General features: G+C 61.0%; 19 protein-coding genes and 2 tRNA genes. 2 read left to right on the forward strand and 19 right to left on the reverse strand.

The genetic code is table 11. The features are described 5' to 3' along the window. Window positions 1-391 precede the first annotated feature (391 nt). Both ABLA28_RS04995 and ABLA28_RS05000 read right to left on the reverse strand, forming a co-directional pair. Window positions 392-465: transfer RNA gene (locus ABLA28_RS04995), tRNA-Gln, on the reverse strand. Between the two features lie 127 nt (window positions 466-592). Beyond that, window positions 593-1,384 (reverse strand): 4Fe-4S binding protein, encoded by a 792-nt coding sequence (locus ABLA28_RS05000; RefSeq protein WP_347712751.1) that lies wholly within the window; start codon window positions 1,382-1,384, stop codon window positions 593-595. Window positions 1,385-1,714: 330 nt separating this feature from the next. Between ABLA28_RS05000 and ABLA28_RS05005 the strand changes: the two genes are divergently transcribed. Further along, window positions 1,715-2,671, forward strand: coding sequence for an NTP transferase domain-containing protein (locus ABLA28_RS05005; RefSeq protein ID WP_347712752.1), 957 nt, complete (start codon window positions 1,715-1,717; stop codon window positions 2,669-2,671). A gap of 32 nt (window positions 2,672-2,703) precedes the next feature. On the opposite strand, the gene ABLA28_RS05010 is transcribed toward ABLA28_RS05005, so the two are convergent. After that, entirely contained in the window at window positions 2,704-3,393 is a 690-nt protein-coding gene (locus tag ABLA28_RS05010; protein WP_347712753.1) for a response regulator transcription factor, read from the reverse strand. A 149-nt stretch (window positions 3,394-3,542) separates the two neighbouring features. Here ABLA28_RS05010 and ABLA28_RS05015 point away from each other — a divergent pair. Continuing rightward, window positions 3,543-3,618: transfer RNA gene (locus tag ABLA28_RS05015), tRNA-Arg, on the forward strand. Window positions 3,619-3,958: 340 nt separating this feature from the next. On the opposite strand, the gene recG is transcribed toward ABLA28_RS05015, so the two are convergent. From recG to ABLA28_RS05095, 16 genes are all read right to left on the reverse strand, one after another. Next, entirely contained in the window at window positions 3,959-6,016 is a 2,058-nt protein-coding gene (gene recG, locus ABLA28_RS05020; protein ID WP_347712754.1) for an ATP-dependent DNA helicase RecG, read from the reverse strand. Window positions 6,017-6,091: 75 nt separating this feature from the next. Further along, entirely contained in the window at window positions 6,092-7,141 is a 1,050-nt protein-coding gene (locus ABLA28_RS05025; protein WP_347712755.1) for a DivIVA domain-containing protein, read from the reverse strand. Beyond that, window positions 7,110-7,550 (reverse strand): cell division protein SepF, encoded by a 441-nt coding sequence (sepF, locus tag ABLA28_RS05030; RefSeq protein WP_299301744.1) that lies wholly within the window; start codon window positions 7,548-7,550, stop codon window positions 7,110-7,112. Before sepF ends, ABLA28_RS05025 begins: the two co-directional genes overlap by 32 nt. Before the next feature lie 91 nt (window positions 7,551-7,641). Then, window positions 7,642-8,322 (reverse strand): YggS family pyridoxal phosphate-dependent enzyme, encoded by a 681-nt coding sequence (locus ABLA28_RS05035; protein WP_347712756.1) that lies wholly within the window; start codon window positions 8,320-8,322, stop codon window positions 7,642-7,644. Window positions 8,323-8,335: 13 nt separating this feature from the next. Then, on the reverse strand, window positions 8,336-9,277 hold the full coding sequence (locus tag ABLA28_RS05040) for a hypothetical protein (RefSeq protein WP_347712757.1): 942 nt from the start codon (window positions 9,275-9,277) through the stop codon (window positions 8,336-8,338). Between the two features lie 7 nt (window positions 9,278-9,284). Next, window positions 9,285-10,061, reverse strand: coding sequence for a GTP cyclohydrolase FolE2 (gene folE2 / locus ABLA28_RS05045; protein WP_347712758.1), 777 nt, complete (start codon window positions 10,059-10,061; stop codon window positions 9,285-9,287). Then, window positions 10,058-10,450, reverse strand: coding sequence for a 6-carboxytetrahydropterin synthase QueD (queD, locus tag ABLA28_RS05050; RefSeq protein ID WP_299301756.1), 393 nt, complete (start codon window positions 10,448-10,450; stop codon window positions 10,058-10,060). The genes folE2 and queD overlap by 4 nt, the downstream gene beginning before the upstream one ends. Before the next feature lie 177 nt (window positions 10,451-10,627). Beyond that, entirely contained in the window at window positions 10,628-11,491 is an 864-nt protein-coding gene (locus tag ABLA28_RS05055; protein WP_347712759.1) for a lysophospholipid acyltransferase family protein, read from the reverse strand. Then, the gene (locus ABLA28_RS05060) at window positions 11,488-12,345 is read right to left on the reverse strand and encodes a hypothetical protein (RefSeq protein ID WP_347712760.1); all 858 of its coding nucleotides are present in this window, start codon (window positions 12,343-12,345) and stop codon (window positions 11,488-11,490) included. The genes ABLA28_RS05055 and ABLA28_RS05060 overlap by 4 nt, the downstream gene beginning before the upstream one ends. A 48-nt stretch (window positions 12,346-12,393) precedes the next feature. Beyond that, window positions 12,394-13,674 (reverse strand): tyrosine--tRNA ligase, encoded by a 1,281-nt coding sequence (gene tyrS, locus ABLA28_RS05065; RefSeq protein WP_347712761.1) that lies wholly within the window; start codon window positions 13,672-13,674, stop codon window positions 12,394-12,396. A gap of 188 nt (window positions 13,675-13,862) precedes the next feature. Beyond that, window positions 13,863-14,054, reverse strand: coding sequence for a 4Fe-4S binding protein (locus ABLA28_RS05070; RefSeq protein WP_347712762.1), 192 nt, complete (start codon window positions 14,052-14,054; stop codon window positions 13,863-13,865). Window positions 14,055-14,093: 39 nt separating this feature from the next. Next, window positions 14,094-15,098 (reverse strand): class II fructose-bisphosphatase, encoded by a 1,005-nt coding sequence (glpX, locus tag ABLA28_RS05075; protein ID WP_299301771.1) that lies wholly within the window; start codon window positions 15,096-15,098, stop codon window positions 14,094-14,096. Between the two features lie 203 nt (window positions 15,099-15,301). Next, the gene (locus ABLA28_RS05080) at window positions 15,302-16,315 is read right to left on the reverse strand and encodes an ornithine carbamoyltransferase (protein WP_299301773.1); all 1,014 of its coding nucleotides are present in this window, start codon (window positions 16,313-16,315) and stop codon (window positions 15,302-15,304) included. Between the two features lie 57 nt (window positions 16,316-16,372). Next, the gene (locus tag ABLA28_RS05085) at window positions 16,373-17,839 is read right to left on the reverse strand and encodes a pyridoxal-phosphate dependent enzyme (protein WP_347712763.1); all 1,467 of its coding nucleotides are present in this window, start codon (window positions 17,837-17,839) and stop codon (window positions 16,373-16,375) included. 51 nt (window positions 17,840-17,890) lie between these two features. After that, on the reverse strand, window positions 17,891-19,147 hold the full coding sequence (gene glyA / locus ABLA28_RS05090; protein ID WP_299301779.1) for a serine hydroxymethyltransferase: 1,257 nt from the start codon (window positions 19,145-19,147) through the stop codon (window positions 17,891-17,893). Window positions 19,148-19,270: 123 nt separating this feature from the next. Next, on the reverse strand, window positions 19,271-20,506 hold the full coding sequence (locus ABLA28_RS05095) for a threonine synthase (RefSeq protein ID WP_347712764.1): 1,236 nt from the start codon (window positions 20,504-20,506) through the stop codon (window positions 19,271-19,273). Window positions 20,507-20,775 lie beyond the last annotated feature (269 nt).

Here is a 20,775-nt window from a genome sequence, read left to right on the forward strand (position 1 = left end):
TTCCCCTGCCGGCTTCATCGGATTGTCCTGCAATTCTCTTGCCTGCGGATTTGGGTCCCCCCAAAAAATCCGCAGCGATATGAAGCGAAGGGGAAAGCAGTCCCGGTGGGCTCGCCTTCACACCTTGGAAAATGACGGGGTGCCTCCTCAAGGCCTCTCGGTGCCGCACTCGCGGCAGGGGCCACCCTACCCTGCCGACCGTCGAGGGACTTCGATTCAAGGCATTGGCAATCGTTCGGATCCCCTATCCCCGTGCGCAGGGGCACCGTCAATCTTTATCGTGTAACTATGTCAATATACTTCAACCGAAAAATAAAAACTCCCGCTTTCGCCGACGTTGAACCTTGACGGCCTAAAGCAGGAGTTCAAATTCATCTTTTTTGATTAAAAGTGGCTGGGGAACAGGGATTCGAACCCCGATTACCTGATCCAGAGTCAGGCGTGCTGCCGTTGCACCATTCCCCAACATTATTCATTCAACGAAAGCTAATTTTATCAGGGAAAGTCGAAAAGTCAAGAGCAATCGCTCGGCTTTGTCGTCGTTCAGCCATCACGTATTCACTCTTGGAGAAATATGGAAATCAGCGCTTCCCTAGAGCTCCTGATCTTCGAGAACCCGTCCATCGACGGTAACCACCACGACACGCCAGGGGATCATCTTCCCGCTGGCAGCCAGCGCCTGCTTGACGGCATTTTCGATCCCGCCGCAGCAGGGTACCTCCATGCGTACAACCATCACGCTCTTGATATCGTTTTGCCTCAATATCTCCGTGAGCTTCTCGGCATAATTCCCCTCGTCCAGCTTCGGGCAGCCGATCAGAGTTACGCGCTTCCTCATAAAGCGGCGATGGAAATCGCCGCATGCAAAGGCCGTGCAGTCCGCCGCGATCAAAAGGTGGGCTCCCGCAAAACAGGGAGCGTCGACGGGGATGAGCTTGATCTGAACCGGCCACTGCGCCAGCTCGCTGTCCGCGGAGGCAGCGGGACCGTCCTCCCTCTTCTCTTCCTTCGGTTTATTCTCCTCCCTGTTTCCCCTGTCCCGAAGGATATCCCTCATCCGGCTGCCGGGGCAGCCCCCAATAGGCATTTTGAACAACTCCGCAACCCCGCCTTTTTTATCTTCCCTGTGGCCTGCCTCGCGGCGCAGCTCTTCCTGTCGGGCCTTGACCGCGGCGTCGTCGTAGGGCGCCGCCTCGCGCTCCTCGAAGGAGATCGCCTCGGTCGGACAGGCCGGCAGGCAATTCCCCAGTCCGTCGCAATAATCGTCCCGAATCAGCCTGGCCTTGCCGTCCACGATGGCGATGGCGTTTTCATGACAGGCATCGGCGCAGAGCCCGCAGCCGTTGCACTTATCCTCGTCGATTTTGATGATCTTTCGAATCATTTTCGCATTTTCCCCCTCTTTGCAAAAGCACTGTCCCTTTCCTGTGGACAATGAGAGGATACGGCACCCATCCGGGAGAATCCATTGCTTTAGCAACAAAACTTGAGGGAAGCGCCAAAGAGAACGAAAAGGCGCATCTCCGCGCAAGAAGTTGCGGAACACCTATGGGAATGCCTCCGACGCTTCTCCGAAATGGGGCCAGGGGCGGATTATCCGTCCTGCAAAAGCCGTCTGCAAAATTGACGGGCACCTTTTTTTGCTCTATCATTCCAGAAATGAATGTCCTGAAAGGGCTGACGGTTTCTTACGGGAGATGGAGAGGGAAAAAGGATGGGAACTGGAGCGTTGCTGATTGTGGAGAGATTGGAGTTTCCAGGTGGGCCGGCCCGGGGACGGGGCAGTCGGCCGTCGCCTGTACATCGTGTGGTTAGGACGTTGATTCGGGCAGGAATGGACCTCATCGTGCTGGTTACGCCTCCGGACTGCCTGGAGGCGCTGCAAAAACATGTGGCTCGCATGAGCGTCCTCTGTATCGCTCCGGATTCCGGCGCCGCCGTCCTCACGCTTCTCGGTACGGGACTCGTCTACCTTCAAGATAAATGCAGCCGTATCCTGGTCTCCAGCCTGGATTATCCTTTTTTCTCCACGGAGACCGTCGCTGCGCTCCTCGAGCCCGACGCTCCTTTGCTCCGGCCGGTGTGCGGCGGCAGAGAGGGCTATCCGATCCGGCTTTTCTCCAGCCTGATTCCCCAGATCCTGAAGAAAAACAAGGACGAGAGTGAGGAGCATTTCGGGCTGAACGAAATTCTGAACGGCAGCGGCCTTTCCTGTACGGGGCTGGAGGTCGAGGATAAGGGGGCGGTGCTTCCCTCCCAAAGGGCGTTTGACCCCCCTCAGACCGCGATCTTCCCTGAATTGCGGCTCCGTCTGGTCCGGAAGAAGCCTTTTTTCGGTCCGGGGGCCTCCGAGTTGCTCTCCCTCATCGAGGAGGCGCAATCCGTGCGTCTGGCCTGTCAGCGGATGGGGATGTCCTACAGCAAAGGCTGGAAGATCCTTTGCGATATGGAGGAGGAATGGGGTGCTCCCCTGATCCTTCGTCGGCAGGGCGGCAGGAATGGGGGCAGTTCCTCCCTCACCTCCGAGGGGAAGGCCCTTCTGGAGGCTTATCGAAAGTTCGAGAAGGTTGCCCAAAGCCTGGTTCAGGAGGCCTTTCGGAACTGTTTCCCGTTCCTCTGTCCCCCGCATCCGAGGAGCGGAGAGGTGCGTGCCGAGACCTCCCCTCATTGAAAGGCTTATGGTTATGGGATTGAGGAAATCCTTTACTGGTCCGGCTGGGGCTCCTCACCGACGAGACATCCCATGGCCTCGGGGCTCATTTGGGCGAACCCGACCTTCCACGCGAGAATCGCGGCCTGGGTGCGGTCCCTGAGCTCCAGCTTCTTCAGCATGTGGCTGACGTGATTCTTGACCGTCTTCTCGGACAGCACGGTCTTTTCGGCCACCTCGATATTGCTGTAGCCCTGGGCCAACCAGTAGAGGACCACCTTCTCTCTGGGCGAGAGCTCTCCCAGGAGGTCGTTCTCGTTCTTGCGCTTGGCGAAGCTGGTCATCAGCTTGCCCGCGACTCGGGGATCGACATAGGACTCGTGCTGATAGGTGGCACGTATTGCCGCAATCAGCTCCGTTCTGCCGGAGGACTTGAGGACGAACCCCATGACGCCCTCCGCCGACAATGTCGCCAGACAATCCTCATCGTCGTAGGCACTGACGGCGATGGTGGCGACCTTCAGTTTACGGCTGTTGATCTCGCGGGCCAGCTGTATCCCGTCCATCCGAGGCATGTTGATATCGAAGAGGATGATGTCGGGGCTACGTTCCTGAAGCAGCTGAAGCGCTTCCTCTCCGTTCGACGCTTCCCCGACGACCTTGACGTCCGGATCCAACTCCAGAATTTTGCGCAGACCATCGCGGAACAGCTTATGGTCGTCCGCCAGAACGATCTGGATCAACCTGTAAAGCCTCCTTCACAAAAGAAAAAATTGTCCCGAAATGCGGCTAGCGGCTTCCCCGCAGGAGAGACGGCCTTTGCCGGAAATATAAGCATCCCTTCATTTTTTCATAAAATATGGTATAGTATCTCGGTGCTTAAATCCCATGCGCGCCTGTAGCTCAGTGGATAGAGTGACGGCCTCCGGAGCCGTAGGCCGGGCGTTCGAATCGCCCCAGGCGCGCCATATTTCCTCTCTTGCAGGCTATACTCGGCGTTTTCCCCCAACCCTTTCCCGGAGTCGTATGTCGTTACGAGTGGTGGCCTCATCTTGGGGTCTCCTTTTCCCATCGTCGCTGTCGGGGGCTCCTTCCTTTATGTGCAAGAGCTGCTGACCTCGACGGAAGCGGCTCTTTTTTGTGCCTGCGTCTCATTATACGACAGAGTACGGTAAAATAGGGCATGGAAGGGAGGTGGGCTGTGACGAGGACAAGGGAACTGCGTCAGGCCAAAGGATTGACGATGGCGGGGCCAAGTCGTGAGACGAGGAGGCACCCTAAAGGATGCCGAAGATGCGATAATGCTTCTCACGCCGTCCCGGCAAGCTTCAGGGTCTTTCCAAGCCTTTTGTCCAGTTCCTCCCGCAGAAGGGGCGCGCTCTCGAGCTGAGGGTCCGTCTCGAGGAGTCTTCTTGCCTCGTCCCTCGCCAGGCTCAGAAGCCTCCGGTCCCGAACGAGATCGGCCACGCGAAAGTCGGTGACTCCGTGCTGGCGGATCCCGCAGACCTCACCGGGGCCTCTTTGCTTCAAATCCTCCTCGGCGAGGTCGAAGCCGCTCGAGATCCTGAGCATCGTCTCGATGCGCCCGCTCCCCTCAGGAGAGGTTTCCCTTCCCTCCAGCAGAATACAGGCGCTGTCCGCGCGTCCCCGGCCGACGCGCCCCCGGAGCTGGTGCAGCTGGGCCAGTCCAAAACGCCCTGCGTCCTCGACGATCATGACGGTGGCGTTCGGGACGTCCAGTCCCACCTCGATGACCGCCGTCGCCACGAGCAGGTCCGTCTTGCCCTCGGAGAAACTTCTCATGATACTCTCCTTCTCCCCCATGGGGAGGCGGCCGTGCAGCATGGCGATCCGCACTTCGGGAAGCGCACTCGAGAGGCGGCCGAAGCGGGAGACGACCGCGCGGGGTTCTCCCTGCTCCTCGTCCTCGATGAGGGGACAGACCCAGTAGACCTGCCTTCCCCGGCGGATCTCTTCTCGGACCAGGTCCAGAAGCGTTTTCTCCATCCCCGCACTCATGCGGATGGTCTTGATCGGCGCGCGCCCGGGGGGGAGCTCGTCCAGGATGGAGACCTCCAGGTCCCCGTAGATCGAGAGCACCAAAGTCCGGGGTATCGGCGTGGCGGTCATGACCAGGACATGCGGCGCGGAGGCTTTCGCGATCAGGGAATTTTTCTGCAGCACGCCGAAACGATGCTGTTCGTCCACGATCACCAGTCCCAGCCTGGCGAAGCGCACCTCGTCCCCAAAGACGGCGTGCGTACCGACGACCACCTGAGCGCCCCCGTTCCGGATCGCCTCCGCCGCGCTCCTCCGCTCCGCGGCCCTCTGCCCTCCCGTCAGGAGCACGGTCTCGATGCCCTGAGACCCCAGCATTTCCTTGAGGTTGAAATAGTGCTGCTGAGCCAGAATCTCGGTCGGCGCCATGAATACCGACTGGACCCCGGAGTCGGCCGCCGCCAGAATCGCCGCCGATGCCACGAAGGTCTTTCCCGATCCCACATCCCCCTGAAGCAGGCGGTTCATGGGCGTCCTGGAGTTCATGTCCCCGAGTATCTCGGCGACGGCACGCCGCTGCGCGCCGGTCGGCTCGAAGGGAAGAGCGGGGCCCATAAGGGCCTGAAATTTTCGGCCTGGCCTAATGGGGACGGCGTGTCCGGAGGCCGCATACGTTCTGCGGCGCAGCAGGAGCCCGATCTGAAGCAGAAAAAGCTCGTCGAAGGCCAGACGATTCCTGGCCCTCAGCCAGGAATTCCTGTCCTTCGGGCAATGAAGTTCCCGAACGGCAGCCGGCAGGGCCTTCATTCCGTGGCGTCTCCGGAGCGAGTCGGGAAGAAAATCCGTCAGTTCCCCCCCATATGATTCCAACACGGTGCCGACCAAGCGCCTCGTCCACCTCTGGGACAGGGGGGCCGCAAGAGGGTAGACGGGGACGATCCGCCCCACCGAAGCGGTTCCGTCTCCCTCCAGGACCTCGAATTCCGGATTGGTCAGCTGGAGGCCGCCGCGATACTCCACCCTTCCGTACAGGGCCAGCCTCATTCCGGGCCTGAACCGGGACCCCAGCCGAGGGTTGTTGAACCACACGGCCCTTACGGTGTGGACCCCGTCGGTCAACGATATGGAAAGCGGTCCGAAACGATACCCGGCAGGCCCTGCGGGCGAGGCGGCAACCTCCGCGACGACCGCGGAGAAGGTATCGGGCTGAAGATCGCCGAGCGGGGTCAGCGCACGCCGGTCCTCGTAGCGTCGAGGAAAGAAAAAAAGCAGATCCTCCACAACAAAAATGCCCAAGCGAGCGAACGCTTGAGCCCGTTTCTCCCCCACTCCGCGGAGGAAACGAATTGAGGATGCCAGAACGCTCATTTTACGACGATGGGAGCTACCTCCACCCGACGTTCGGCAAAAACGCACACACTTTCGGCAGGAAACGCCCCCACCTTACGCAACGTCCCCTTCCCCGCCGACCGCCAGGGCATTGATGGGGTCGGCCTCAGCCTCGGAAGAGGATTCCGATTGGTCCACGACCTCCTCGGCCGGAGCATCTTCTTTCGAATCCGTTGAATTCGTTGAATCTTCTGCCTCGAGGTCCTCCATTTTTCCGGCCATCTCCAGCTCGAATTCCTGTTGGGCCTTGTCCACAACCTGCCCGAAGTCAATCAACATGGAAACGGCGGCCCTCAAGAACTGCTGCTTTTGAAGGTTCAGAAAATGCAGCTGTTCCCTGATCTCCTCCACTTCCTCCGAGATCTCGGCCTTGCGTCGCTCGGCGTCCTGCTGCAGGCTGTCACATTTTTGCCGGGTCTCCTGGAGGAGATCGGAGGCCTTTTCCCGCCCCCTGGCAAGCATTCTCTCAACCTGTTCGGATGCCTCGGTCAGGTCCCGTTCTCTCTCCCGCGCCAAGGTCTCGCTCTGCTGCTGGGCTTCCTGAAGAATGACGGAAGCGGCCGCGCGAGCCTCGGAGAGTATCTTCTCGGTTTCTTCGGAGACCTCTTTCTTACGCTGATCGATCTCCTGTTCCAAGCTTTCCCGCATCTGCTGGGTTTCCTGAAGCATGTTCGAAGCCGCCGCACGCGCGTTGGAGAGGACCTGCTCGGCCGATTTCTCCGCCTCCTCCAGGCGAGACTGCGCCTGGAGGTCGATCTCCCCCAGCTTGGAGTTGGCCTCGGCGATACGCGTTTCGGCCTCCTGGCGAGCCTGAGTGAGGATCTCCTCCGTCTGCAAACGGGCTGCCTCCTCCATCTCCTTCGCGCTCTTGCGAGCCTGAATCAGTGCGTCCTTGATCATGTCCGTCATGGACTCCTGCTTCTGAACGAGATCCTCGAGCTCCTGGATGCGCCGTTCACTCTCCTCCAGGCGTAAAGCGTAAGTCTCGATATCGTCCGCAACCTGATTCAGAAACTCTTCAACCTCCGGAATGGCATAGCCTCCAAAGGAAACTTTTTTAAAGGCCCTTACCTCAACGTCCTTGGCGGTCAAAAGATCCGGCATTCCCAAGTTCCTCCTCAGCCCATTCCTCAAACATACCTTCATGCGGTGTAACGACGTAAAGCGCAGGCTCGATGTACTCCATACGGCCCTTATGGGCGAAGGCCACTCCTCCCATAAAATTGATGAAGGGACGCCCCTCCTTCTCGAAGCTCTGAGGATCCAGATCGTGAAGATCCAGAAGGATCATCACCCCGTCCAGCAGGGCATCCCTGAGCTTGAGCTTGATCTCCTCGGAGGGGACCCCCTTGAAGAAGACCATCCTCAATGGACCCTGACCGGACCGAGCCTCATCCCGCCGCCATGCCTGAGACGACTTTTTGGCGGGTTGGGGCTTCTCGCCGTAATGTTCCTCGGATTCGTCGTAGTCGTCGTCACCGTAGAATCCCAAGATCTGCATCAGTTTCCTCACCAGTCTACTCCTCCTCGAACAGGATGCAACCTTCTGTTCGTTGCTTCCGCCCTAAACTATAACATGTATTGGCAAAAAAATCACAAAAAGGTTAACGGGGCCCAAAAAGTGCCGTCCCGATGCGAACCATCGTGCTGCCCTCCAGGATCCCCCACTCGAAGTCCCCGCTCATCCCCATGGAGAGAACTGGCAGTTCCCGGCCGGAGGAGGAACGGGCCCGGTCCGAAAGCTCCCTCAGGGAGGCAAAGGCCCTCCTGACCTGCGCTTCGTCGTCCGTCAGCGGGCCGATCGTCATCAATCCCTGAAGGTTCAGGCGCGGTGAGTTCAGGACATGATCCAGGAGCTTCGGAAACTCGCCGGGCTCGATCCCCGTCTTGCTCGCCTCCCCGGCCGTGTTGACCTCGATCAGCACCGGAAGGGAGCGGTCGAGCTCCATGGCGATACGATCCAGGGTCGAAGCGATCCCTATGGAGTCCACCGAATCCACGCTGTCGAACATTTCGACGGCGCGACGAGCCTTATTTTTCTGGAGGTGGCCGATCAGGCGCCATTCCGGGCCTCCCTCCCCGCCCCATTCCTGTTTCTTCAAGAGGGCCTCCTGAACGCGGTTCTCGCCGATGGCATCGATCAAGGGAGCCGCTTCTCGCATCTCCGCCACGGTTCTTGTCTTGGTCACACCTACGAGCCGAACGTCGGACCCCTTCCTTCCGGTATGTTCGGCGCAGCGGGCTATCCTTTCCCTTATCGCGGAAATCCTCTCCTCGAGAGACATGCTTGCCCTCCTTCTACCAGAGCCTGATGACGCCGGACAGGTTCTTGTCGGCATGCAGGATCAATTTGTTCCCGGGCGCCACGCCCCTGGTGATGAAAAAATGTCCGTTGTCGGCGGGAAACCCCTCGACGTCCTGCGATAAAACCCGGCTTCCCTGCACGAGAAAGACCACATTTCTACCGTCTCGGGTCACGACCGCCGTATCCGGAAGCATCACGCCCTGGAGATCCCCGGCGATGACGCGGCAGGAGAAGGCACGGGAATGCAGGACGGAGGCAGGGAAAAAAGGCAGACGCAGGCAAACCTTTATTTTCTGTCCGGAAGACTTCACTGCGACGATCTCCGCTTCCCGCTCCTTCCCCTCCGGGTCGAGGCGAATCCTTAACGAGGCTTTCTTCCGCCGCAGGCTGAGCGCAATGGACGGACTGTTGTCGAGATAAGCGATACAGCGCAGAAATTGCGGTTGGGGCACGAGCTTGCCGATCGGCGCCCCCTTCCGCAGCTGGGTCCCGTTCTCCAAAAGGACGGCCGACCTGAAAAAAGGAAACGGTGCAAACTCCGGCCAAAGACGCGAGTAGACCCAATGCCCCTCCTGTCCGTCCAGCGCCGGGAAAAAATAGCCCGGAGCGGGGACCTTCACGGCTGCTCCGTCCAGGGCCGCCACGACCTCCCCCTTCGATACCCTTCGGGGAAGCGGGGAGAGGTACGTGAGGACACCATCCCTGGGGGCGTAGACGAGCTGTTCGTCCCACAGCAGAATCCCATTCAATGGCTGCTCCTCGATATAGCCGACGGCGAAGGCCTCGATGATTTCAGGGTGAAGCAGCCGATAGTTTTCGAGCCAGATGAGGTAAACTTTGCCCACCCCGACGAAGATCAGCAGAAAGGCCGCATAGTAGACCAGCCGTCCGAAGAGCCCGTTTCCCCCTTCCGCATTTCTGCCCTCCGGCTCCATGGCCTCCTCAGCTCCTCTTGTCCCGAACCAGCTCGGCGAAGGCATCGTGGCGGTGAATGCTCTCTGCGCTGGTAACCGATATATCGTACCAGACGATCCGGTCGTCCCGGTCGAGGGCCATGGTGAGCTCCCGCGCGAGGTCCTCGACAAAACGGGGCGTTTCGTAGGCCCGCTCGGTCACGAACTTCTCGTCCTCCCGCTTCAGAAGGGTATAGAGCGGGGTCGAGGAAGCGTCCTCGACCGCGCGGATCAGCTCCTCGAACCAGACGAGACCGGAGCTGCGGACCTTCAGGCGGACGAAGGCACGCTGATTGTGCGCCCCCATCCTCGAGATCTCCTTCGAACAGGGGCAGAGCGTCTGCACGGGGACGCCGACTCCGACCTTCATGTCGAATTCGCTGCCGCGGCTGATCCCCTCCAGACTGGCCTCGTATCGCATGAAGCTCTCGATGCCGGAGACGGGGGCCTTCTTACGGACGAAATAGGGAAAATCGAACTTTATGGAGGCCTCCGAGGCATCCAGCTTCGAGCAGAGATGCTCGGCCAGCACCCTGAGGGTCGTCAGCGAGACCTTACCCTTGTACTCCTCCAGGGTTTCGATGAAGCGGCTCATGTGGGTTCCCCGATACTCGTGGGGAAGCAAAACGCTCATCGAGACCGACGCGATGGTCGCCTGCGTTCCGTTCAGCGGGTCCATGACGGTGATGGGATAATGGACGTCGCGCACCCCTACGCGGTCGATCGCGATATTGCGCAGATCCCTTTCCTTCTGCACGTCCTTCATGGCCGTCCTCGGTCCCCCATCCGGCCGGTCCGGTCCGACGCGCTCAGGACGACGCAGCTGGTCGCCGTCTCCCAGAGCCAGACCTCGTGCAGGCGACAGTTGGACCGGGAGAGCGGAGCCTCTATCTGGTCCCATATCCATTGGGAGATGTTCTCCGCCGTGGGCTGCGGGATGATGTCATTGATATAGGTGTGGTCGAGCCGTGATACGACACGCTCCCTGACTGCGGCGGAGAGCTCGCAGAAGTCGAGGATCATTCCCTCCGCATCCGGCGTTCCCTCGAGAACGACGGCCAAACGATAGGTGTGCCCGTGCAGGGCCTCGCACTTCCCGTGATATTGAACGAGATTGTGCGCCGCATCGAACGTGAACTCCTTGCGAAGTAGCATGGTCGCTCCTTAAAAGAAAAACGAATCCGGATAAATTCGAGAATCATTCCCGAAAACAGACGAGAACGGCTTTTCAAAAGCCCTCTTCTTCAATGAAAAAAGCCTTTTTTTCATTGAAGCCGCTTTCGCCTCAAATTATACATGATTCCACCGAGCCGCAGGGCTTGGCGGGACCGTTCATGTCTTCCAGCGATTGTGCATCCAGAACCACAGCTCCGGCCTCGGGGCGATGATCTCCTCCAGAGCACGGTTCACCTCCAGGGTCAGCAATTCCGCCCTGCGGAGCCTGTTTCGCTCCTCCGGAACGGGCAGAGGAGGAAAGAAGCGCACCCTGTGTCGGAAGGGAGCCAGGCGGTAGATTCCGACCGGAACGATGGGGACGGAGGCCAGAATCGAAAGCACGGCGGGCCCTGTGGTATTGGTACATTCGTGTCCCATGAAGGGCAGCCGTACCCCCCCCAACCAGGAGATGTCCGCAAGAAGGGCAATATGTGCGCACTCCCTCAGGAGGCGTACGAACTCCAGGGTGGAGGTATCCTTGGGCAGCAGGCCTATGCCGCAGCGCTCCCGATACTCCCGGAGCAGATCCGAGATGCCGCGGTCATGGATCTCCTGCGAGACGATATGAAAGCCGGGGCCTCCATCGCGTTTGCACACCTGCGCGTACCAGGCCGCGAGGAGCTCCCAGTTGCCGAAATGCGCACTCAGAAAAAGGACGCCCCTGCCCTGCGACCGGCATTCTTCCACCCAATGGAGTCCCTCGACCTCCTCGACCCAGCGCAAGGCCTGCCGGGGGTCCCGCTGCAGGACCATGAGCTCCGTTACGGTCCAGGCCAGATGCCCGTAAAGCCGGTGCCGGATGCGGGCCCTCCACGCACGGTCCTTATCGGGGTACACGAGGCTCAGGTTGGATTCGATCCGTCCCTTACGGGGGGCAAGGACACCGAGCGCGGACCCGAAGAAGGCGGCTGTCGCCCGCGCCCTCCAGCCGGGTGCGGCCAAGGCCTGAAAACGTCTCAATATCCAGGATGCAGCGGTCAAACGCTCCCCTCCAGCACCGAGCGGTACATCGCCTCGAGGGAATCCGCGCTCTCCGAAGCGGAGTAGCGGGTCTTGATCATGTGCCGGGCGGAGATGGCCAGGGCCCGCCCACGGTCGGAAAGAGCCTGGCTTAAGGCCTCCTTCCAGGCTTCTTCCCTGTCCTCTCCAACGGAAAAATAGCCCTCGTCGCCCAAGAGGGAGTGAAGATAGGGGGTGTCCGGCCCCACCACGGCCAGCCCCTGCATCGTCAGGGCGGCGGCGTGAAGGGCCTCCGAGGGGCCGTCGCCTGAGATGAAGCAACCGCTCTTGGCCGCCGACGCACCGACGCGTCCCATCCCCAGGTCCACGACCGGACAGTTCAGCGCCGCAACGGCCTCGCGCAAAGGGGCGCTCGCCGACGCCAGCTTTACGTAGACCGCACGGGAACCATCGGGCGGAACGCCGGCGGACTCCTCCGTATGAACGAGGCGGGACTCGAAAGTCGGCTTGACGACGGTCTCCCCATCGTCGGCCTGTTCCGTGAAGATGCGGGAGGGATGTCCTCTCCATGCGGGATCGGGGAGCCAGGACGTATGCACGGTCCGGGAGCGTACCCTCACGAGGCCCCACCAGCGGGGAGCCTTGCCCCAGAGGTGCCAGAGAGCGCCTGCCGAGGAGAGGATCAGCCGCATTCGTTCCAGAAGCGTCAAGGCCCTCCAAGAGAGGACGCCGTCGAGACAGAAGTCCGTCGTGCCTCCGTCCGTGTAGATGGACAGGCCGACGCCGCGGGCCCTCAGCGCGGCCCCCATGTTGCCGATCATCGCCCGTTCCCAGGGGTGGGCGATCTTTGATGCATACCAAATGCAGGGAACCATCAGTACCTCCGTAACACTCTTTTGGGGGGAGTCCTCAGGAGCTGGAATCTACGAGAAGACGACCAGATGGAACCGCTTGCGCCCGATCCGGACAAAAAGGTAACGGCCCCTTCCGAGCTCCTCCCGGGACACGGTCGCCCCCTCGTCGGAGGCCCGCATCCCGTTCAGGGATACGCCGCCCTGTCGGATCGCCCTTTTGGCCTCTCCCCGGCTCTCGAAGGCCCCGCAGACCGTGAGTACGTCCAGCAAGGCCGCGGGGAGGTCCAGGCTCACCTCGGCAAAGGGAACCTCCTCCCGAAGGGCCGCATAGGTCTCCTCCGTTAGATCCGTGAGGTCGGACTCCGCATCGAAGAGTACGGAGCTGGCTTTGACGACGCTGAGGGCCGCGCCCTCCCCGTGGACGAGCTGCGTCACCTCCAAGGCCAGACGGCGCTGGGCCGCCCGCTCCTCCGGCCGGGCCGCATGCCTCTCCATGAGGTCCCGAATCTCGTCCAGCGGCAGGAAGGTGAAGAGCTTGAGGAGGCGCTCCACGTCCCTGTCGTCCGTGTTGAACCAGAATTGGTAGAACCGGTACGGGCTGGTCCGTCTGGGATCGAGCCACACCGCCCCCGCCTCGGTCTTGCCGAATTTCGTCCCGGACGCGGTCAGCAGGAGCGGCTGGGTCAGGCCGAAGACCTCACCCCCCATGGATTTCCGGACATAGTCCGACCCGGCCAGTAGATTCCCCTGCTGGTCGTTGCCGCCCATCTGGAGACGACAGCCATGGGCCTCGTACAGGTGCCTGAAGTCCATGGCCTGGAGCAGGACGTAGGAGAACTCCGTGTAGGAGATGCCCTTCTCGGGGTCCTCCAGGCGGCTTCGCACGTATTCCCTGGCGATGAGGCTGTTGACGGAGAAATATTTGCCGACGTCCCGAAGGACCTCCAGAAACGAGTGGGAGGAAAGCCAGTCGTAGTTGTTGAGCAGCAGCGCGGAATTCGCTCCGCAGTCGAAGTCGAGGAAGTGCGCCAGCTGGGGGCGCACTCCCTCCACGTTGCACCGTACCTCCTCCACCGTGATGAGGTTGCGCTCCCTGCTCTTCCCTGACGGGTCGCCGATCAGTCCGGTGCCGCCTCCGGCCAGCGCGATGGGACGATGTCCCGCACGCTGGAGCCATGCCAGCGCCATCAGGGGGATCAGGTGGCCAACGTGCAGGCTGTCCGCCGTGGGGTCGAATCCGACGTAGGCCGTGATCATCCCCTCGTCCATGACCTCGCGCAGCCTGTCCTCCGCATTGCACCATTCCACATAGCCACGGGACTGCAAAACATCAAAAGCCTTCTCCGGCATCTCCGCACTCCTCCCACTCCGTCCCCGTTATTCTTATCGTATCCTGCCGGGGCGAAGCGTTTTTTTCTCCAATTTTTATCCAGAATTATAGCGAGAAAGCGCCATTTTGTCCCTTGGACTCCAAGACGATTCCGCCTCCGAAATCCAAGGGACAAACATCGAAATTTCAAAAAGGAAAACGGGGTTTTTCATCCCGCCCTGATCGCCCTCACGGGGCAGGCCCTGAGACAACGCATGCAGCCGACGCACGCAGCCTCGTCCACCTCGGCGGCCCTCCCGGGGAGCGTCCGCATCGCCCCGACGGGGCAGACTTTCCCGCACCGGCCGCAGGCCGTGCAGGCCTCCTTCCGAACGTGAGCCTTGAGTCCCGCTACGGACATTCCTCTCGATCAGGGGAAGAGCTGCAAGGCAGGGGGCGCTCAGCCCTCGCGCCGGGGGCTGTAGTCGATGGCGCTGCCCAGCTCGGAGAGCTTCTTCGGGGAGTGCACCGCCGAGATGTAGCGCACCGTCCCGCTCTTGCCCCTCATACATATGGAGGAGGTGTGGATCCGCTGCCCCTGGTAGCTCACGCCCTTCAGCATATCGCCGTCGGAGGCGCCCGTCGCGGCGAAGAAGACGTTGTCCCCCTTCACCAGGTCCTCGAGCGTCAGGACGGTATGCCGCGTCAGCCCCCGGGCCTTGCCCTTCGCCTCATCCTCCTCGTTGCGGAAGTAAGGGCGGCACTGCATGTTGCCCCCCAGGCACTTGACCGCACAGGCCGTGATGACGGCCTCGGGAGAGCCCCCGGAGCCCAGGAGCAGGTCGGCCGTCTCATTCCAGCAGGTGGTGAGCGCCCCGCTGACGTCCCCGTCGGGGATCAGGCGGATACGAGCGCCCAGCTTGCAGACCTCCTCACGGATCGCGTCGTTGCGGGGACGGTCCAGCATCACGACCGTGACGTCCTCGACCGCCTTGTTCTTGGCCTTGGCCACACGGCGCAGGTTGACGTGGACCGGCGCTTCGATATCGATGAAGTCGGCGGCCTCCGGCCCCGTCACGATCTTGTCCAGGTAAAAGAGGTCCTGGGGACTGAACATGCTGCCACGGTCCGCCGCGGCGACGACGCTGATGGCGCCGCCCAGGCCGCAGGCCATCAGGCGCGTTCCGTCGATGGGATCGACGGCGATGTCGACCTCCGGGCCATCCCCGCGGCCCAGTTCCTCCCCGTTGAAGAGCATCGGCGCCTCGTCCTTCTCCCCCTCGCCGATCACGACGACGCCCTTCATGCTCACGCTGTTGAGCATGTAGCGCATGGCCTCGACGGCGGAGCGGTCCACATCGTTCTTGCTGCCCCGTCCAAACCATCGGCCGCTGGCCATGACCGCAGCCTCCGTACCACGAACCAACTCCAGAGCCAAATTCTTATCCGAAGCGAAGAGCGACATAAACATCAACCTCCCTGCAATACGGTCTCGAAGAATCCTCCATCCGAGAAAATGTCCTTGAAGCGCAATCGACCGGCGGCGTCGCGGAAAGTCCGTCCCGCTCAAGTTCACTTTGCAGTAAAAGCGGAAAAAAGTCAAGCCCGAGACGGGGCTCGGGCCTGACCTGATCGGCTCAAAGGTAAGAGGTCCGGAAAGGAGGGGGATCAGCCGCGGCCGCGGCCCCCCATGGTCAGGGCCATGACGGCCTTGGCCGTATGCAGACGGTTCTCCGCCTCGTCGTAGACGATGGAATGCGGCCCGTCGATGACGGAGTTCTCAACCTCGTTGTTGCGGTCCGCCGGCAGTGCGTGCATGTAGACGACATCGCGATCCGCCGTGGCGATCTTCTCCTCGGTGCACTTCCAGGAGCGGTGCGCCATGAGTTTGTCGTCGACCACCTTGACCGCCCCCGTCGTCGTCAGGCCCGTCTGGTCGGTCACCCAGTTGCCCCAGTTCTTGGGGATGACGATATGGGCGTCCTTATAGGCATAGGCCTCGTCGTCCGTCACGGTGACGCTCCCGCCGTAGCGCTCCGCATTGGCCCTGGCCTCGGCGATGACCCAGTCGGGAAGCTCCCAACCCTTGGGGTGCGCCAGCACCACATCCATCCCGAAGCGCGGGAAGAACAGCACCTGGGACAAGGGCACGGAAATCGGCTTCTTGTGGCTCTCGGCATAGGCCCAGATGATGGAGACCTTGAGCTTTTTGGTCGTCCCGAACTTCTCCTGGATCGTCATCAGGTCGGCGATGGCCTGCATGGGATGATAGAGGTCGCACTGAAGGTTCATCACCGGGACCGGGGCCCATTGCGCCATCTCGTTGATGTACTTGTTGCCGTAGCCCCAGTTGCAGTACCGGCAGGCGATGGCATGCCCCATCCGTCCCAGGATGATGGCGGTGTCCTTGGCCGACTCGCCGTGGCTGACCTGCATGGTACTGGTGTCCAGGAAGTGTGCGTGTCCGCCCAGCTGGGTGATGCCCGCCTCCATGGAATTGCGGGTACGGGTCGACTGTTCGAAGAACATCAGAAAGATCGTCTGGTTTTTGAGCGATTCGTTAAGCCGCCCCAAAGCAAAGTCCATCTTGAGCTGCATCGAGACCTTCAGCAGCGTCTCGACCTCGTCCTGGCTCCAGTCCCGAAGCGTGACGAAATGCTTCCCCCTGAACAATGTCTGCACTCGAAATCTCTCCTTAAATGAATGGTGAATAATATCTCGATCCCCGGTCCGTCCCGATCAGAGGGCCAGCCCCGTCATCCGGTTGAAGGCGTCGATCTTCTCGTCGATGACGTCGGCCATCTTGTGGACGTTGGTCCAATAGTCCCGGTCGTACCACTGGGCGTTCAGCTCCGCGGATGTCTTCCCCTGCTGTTCGACCCATGTGTAGTACTTCAGGTTGTGAATGCGTTTGCGGTCGTAATAAGAGAGTTCCGCCATGCCGTCGATCCCCATCCCGAGGACGTAGCGGTTGTGATCGACCGCAGCCTGGACCTGGGTGTAGGCGCCCATCTTCGCGGTCATCTCCTCCAGGCGGGAACCGTACATCTCCATGGAGTCCGTGAAGACCGTGACGATGACGTCGTTCTCGTCCATCTCGTAGTACTTGGCCATCTTGATCGCCATGGCGACGTTGGCCGCTCCGGAGATGCCCATCAGGTTCAGGCGCTCGATGTCCGCCTCCTTGACCCCGATGCTCCTGAGGTACTTTTGCCCTTCCGGCTCGTTGCAGATGCGGATCATCGCCATGCAGACGCTGTCGTCGATCGCGAAGACCACGTCGGTGTTCTTGACGTTGTGAACCCAGGGGACGTGCTTGTCGCCGATCCCCTCGATGCGGTGATCTCCGAACCCGTTGAGAAGCAGGGTCGGACACTGGAGCGCCTCCCCCACTCCGAACCTGAAGGTGGGAAAGACCTCGCGCAGATAGTCGCCCGATGCGGTCGTTCCGGCGGACCCGGACGTCACGACGACGCCGGCAAAACGGTCCCTCGCGCCCTTGACGTCGTTGAAGAGCTCCTCCATGGCCCGTCCGGTCACCGTATAGTGCCACAGATGGTTGCCCAGCTCGTCGAACTGATTGAAGATGACCGCCTCGGGGCGCGTCGCACGGATCTCGGCGACCTTGTCGTAGATCTCCTTGACGTTGCTCTCCGTACCGGGTGTGGCGATGATCTCGCCCGCCACGGTCCTGAGCCAGTCGAATCGCTCCTTGCTCATCCCCTCGGGAAGGATGGCGACGGACTCGCAGCCCAGGAGCTGGGCGTTGTAGGCTCCTCCGCGGCAATAATTTCCGGTGGAGGGCCATACGGCCTTGTGGCGCGTCGGGTCGAACTGCCCCGTCACGAGGCGCGGGACGAGGCAGCCGAAACTCGCCCCCACCTTATGGGCACCTGTGGGAAACCACTTGCCGCAGAGGGCAAAAATCTTTGCCCGTACCCCGGTGATCTCGTGCGGAACCTCGAGGTAATTGACCTTGCCGTAGAGCCCGCCGCTCTTCTGGGGCTGGTTCTTCCAGGTGATTCGGAAGAGGTTTGCGGGATCGACATCCCAAAGCCCGATCTTTTTCAGTTTTTCCTTGATGCCGGTGGGGGTGTGGGCTTCGGGATCCCGCATCTGCTTGAACGTCGGGATCAGGACATTACGCTTTTTAGCCAGCTCCACCGTATTTTTCAGATTCTCCTGATTCATCGTCAGATCGATCATATTGTTCCTCCTCCGTCCTGATGGAACCCGCCTTGTTTCCCGGGGTTCCCGCTATACCAGATCGGGATAGACCGGAAACTTCGCGCACAGCTCCCGGACCTCGGCCCTTACGGTTTTTATCAACGACTCGTTTTCGACGTCTTTCGAGATACGGTCGATCCACTCCGCGATGCGCTTCATCTCCGGCTCCCTGAAACCGCGGGTCGTCACGGCCGGGGTCCCGATGCGGATGCCGCTGGTGATCGTGGGCTTCTCCGTGTCGAAGGGGACGGCATTCTTGTTGACCGTCAGTCCCGCCTCGTTCAGTGCGTGCTCCAGCGCCTTGCCCGTCAGCTTCTTGCTGCGCAGGTCTATCAGCATCAGGTGATTGTCGGTTCCTCCGGACACCAGCTGGAACCCGTACCCGACAAGAGCCTCTGCCAGCGCTTTGGAATTGGCCAGGGTCTGCCGCTGATACACGGCGAAGGACGGTTCCGCAGCCAGCTTCAGGGCCACGGCCTTGGCCGCGATGACGTGCATCAGGGGCCCGCCCTGCATTCCCGGAAAGATCGCCTTGTCGAGGGCCTTCGCAAACTCTTCCTTGCACATCACCATGCCGCCGCGCGGGCCGCGAAGGGTCTTGTGGGTCGTCGTCGTGACGAAATCGCACCACGGCACGGGATCCTTATGCAGCTTCGCCGCGACGAGCCCTGCTATGTGGGCGATATCGAACATCAGATAGGCCCCGACCTTCTTCGCGATCCTGTGGAAGGCTTCGGCGTCGATCTCACGGGGATAAGCGCTGGCGCCGCAGACGATCATCTTCGGCTTGTGCTCCATGGCCTGACGCTCCACATCGTCCATGTCGATGCGACCGGTCTCCCTGCTCACGCCGTAAGAGACGAAGTTGTACAGCCTGCCCGAGAAGTTGACGGGGGCTCCGTGGGTCAGGTGTCCGCCGTGAGAGAGGTTCATGGCCAGGATGGTGTCTCCGGGCTGCAGGACGGAGAGGTACACGGCCATATTGGCCTGCGAGCCGGAATGGGGCTGGACGTTGACGTGATCGCAGCCGAAAATCGCCTTTGCCCGGTCGCGCGCGATGTTCTCCGCGACGTCGACGACCTCGCAGCCTCCGTAATAGCGCGCGCCGGGGTAGCCCTCCGCGTACTTGTTGGTCAGGACCGATCCCAAGGCAGCCAACACCGCAGGGGCAACGACGTTTTCCGAAGCGATCAGCTCGATGCCCTCCTCCTGGCGTCGGCGCTCGCCCGTATACACCTCGTAAATCTCAGGATCCGTCGCCGCGAGAAACTCCTTTGCCGTCTTCATCGTATAACCTTCCTCTCGATCGTCATGAGAACTCAGCAAAAAACTCAAATTTCATTGTTTTCCCTCCTGCTTCGGACCGCAGAAGAAAACAAACAGGGCTCCGCCAAAGCCTTTTTTCAAAATCTAAAGCCCCAGCTTGCTTTCGAGCTCAGCCAGATCCGGGGCGACGGACAATGCCGGGGGCACCGATTTCTGTGCGTTGGCGATGTCCTTGAGGCCGTTCCCGGTCACGACGACCGCCACGCGGTCCCCACTGCTCAAGGCCCCGGATTGGGCCGCCTTGCGGAACCCGGCAAAGGCCGTCGCGCCTGCGGGTTCGCCGAAGACCCCCGTGGAGCGTGCCAGTTCGGGGATGGCGGACAGGATCTCCTCGTCGGTCACCGTGAGCATGTCTCCATCCGTCCTGCGGACGGCCCGCAGCGCCTTTGCCCAGTTTCGGGGGGAGCCCACGGCAATGCTGTCCGCCAGGGTCGCGGCCCTGGTGAAGGTCACCTTCTCGGCTCCGGCCTTGAAGGCCTCGTAGATCGGCTTCGAGCCCTCGGCCTGAACGCCGAAGATACGGGGCATCCTTTCGGTCAGCCCCAGTTCCATCAAGTCTCCGAAACCCTTGTAAAGGCCCCCGATGCAGCATCCATCCCCAACGGAGATGAATACCTTGTCCGGGACATTCCAGGCGAGCTGTTCGGCGATCTCCATAGCGCAGGTTTTCTTGCCCTCCACGAGATAGGGGTTGATCGCGCAGTTGCGGTTGTACCAGCCGAATTTGTCGATTGCCGCCGTCGCCAGGCGGAAGGCGTCGGCGTAGTCTCCCTTGACGAGGAGGACCGAAGCGCCGTAGACCAGGAGCTGCGTCACTTTGGCCTGTGGAGCCCGCTCGGGGACGAAGATCATGCTCTTCAGCCCCGTCACGGCGGCGAACCCGGAGAGGGAGCTGGCCGCATTTCCCGTCGAAGAACAGGCGACGACGTCCCGCCCGAGGTCGAGCGCCTTGGCGACGCCGACCGCGCTGGCACGGTCCTTGAGGGACCCCGTGGGATTGCGGCCGTCGTCCTTGATGAAGAGCTCCCGCACTCCATAACTTTCCGCAAGGCGCCTGGCTTTATAGAGCGGGGTCCACCCCACCTGCAGCGGTGGGATGGAGGTATCCTGGATGATGGGCAGAACGGGTCCGTACCTCCATAGGGACGGCGTCGAATCCGCCTCGAGGGAGGCCCGGTGAAGGGACTTCTTCAGACGAGGGTAATCGTACAGGACATCCAGAGTTCCGTCCAATCCGCATTGGTCGCAGGTATAGGGAGCGGTGGAGGGCTCGTATTCCTTTCCGCAGAGCACACACTTCAGAACCGACGGCTGAGACATGGGGAACCCCCTATCCGGAATTCATCTTGGAGACATCAATGAAGCATCGGCACCATTATATATGTAAATCCTGATAATGAGGCTACTTCGACCTCATGACTTATGCTTCAGCGGACAAAGGATTCCGGCTGGACATGCCTCCTTGGGGAGGAGCACGGAAAACAGCGCCATGAATGCCTTGTTTTCCAGGACCCCGGCCGAAAGCTTCCCTTCCCCAAAGGCCATGATCGGCTCCTGCCGAGTGTCGCCGCCGACGATCAGCCAGCCTT

Source organism: uncultured Fretibacterium sp. (assembly GCF_963544685.1).
Lineage (GTDB): Bacteria > Synergistota > Synergistia > Synergistales > Aminobacteriaceae > CAJPSE01.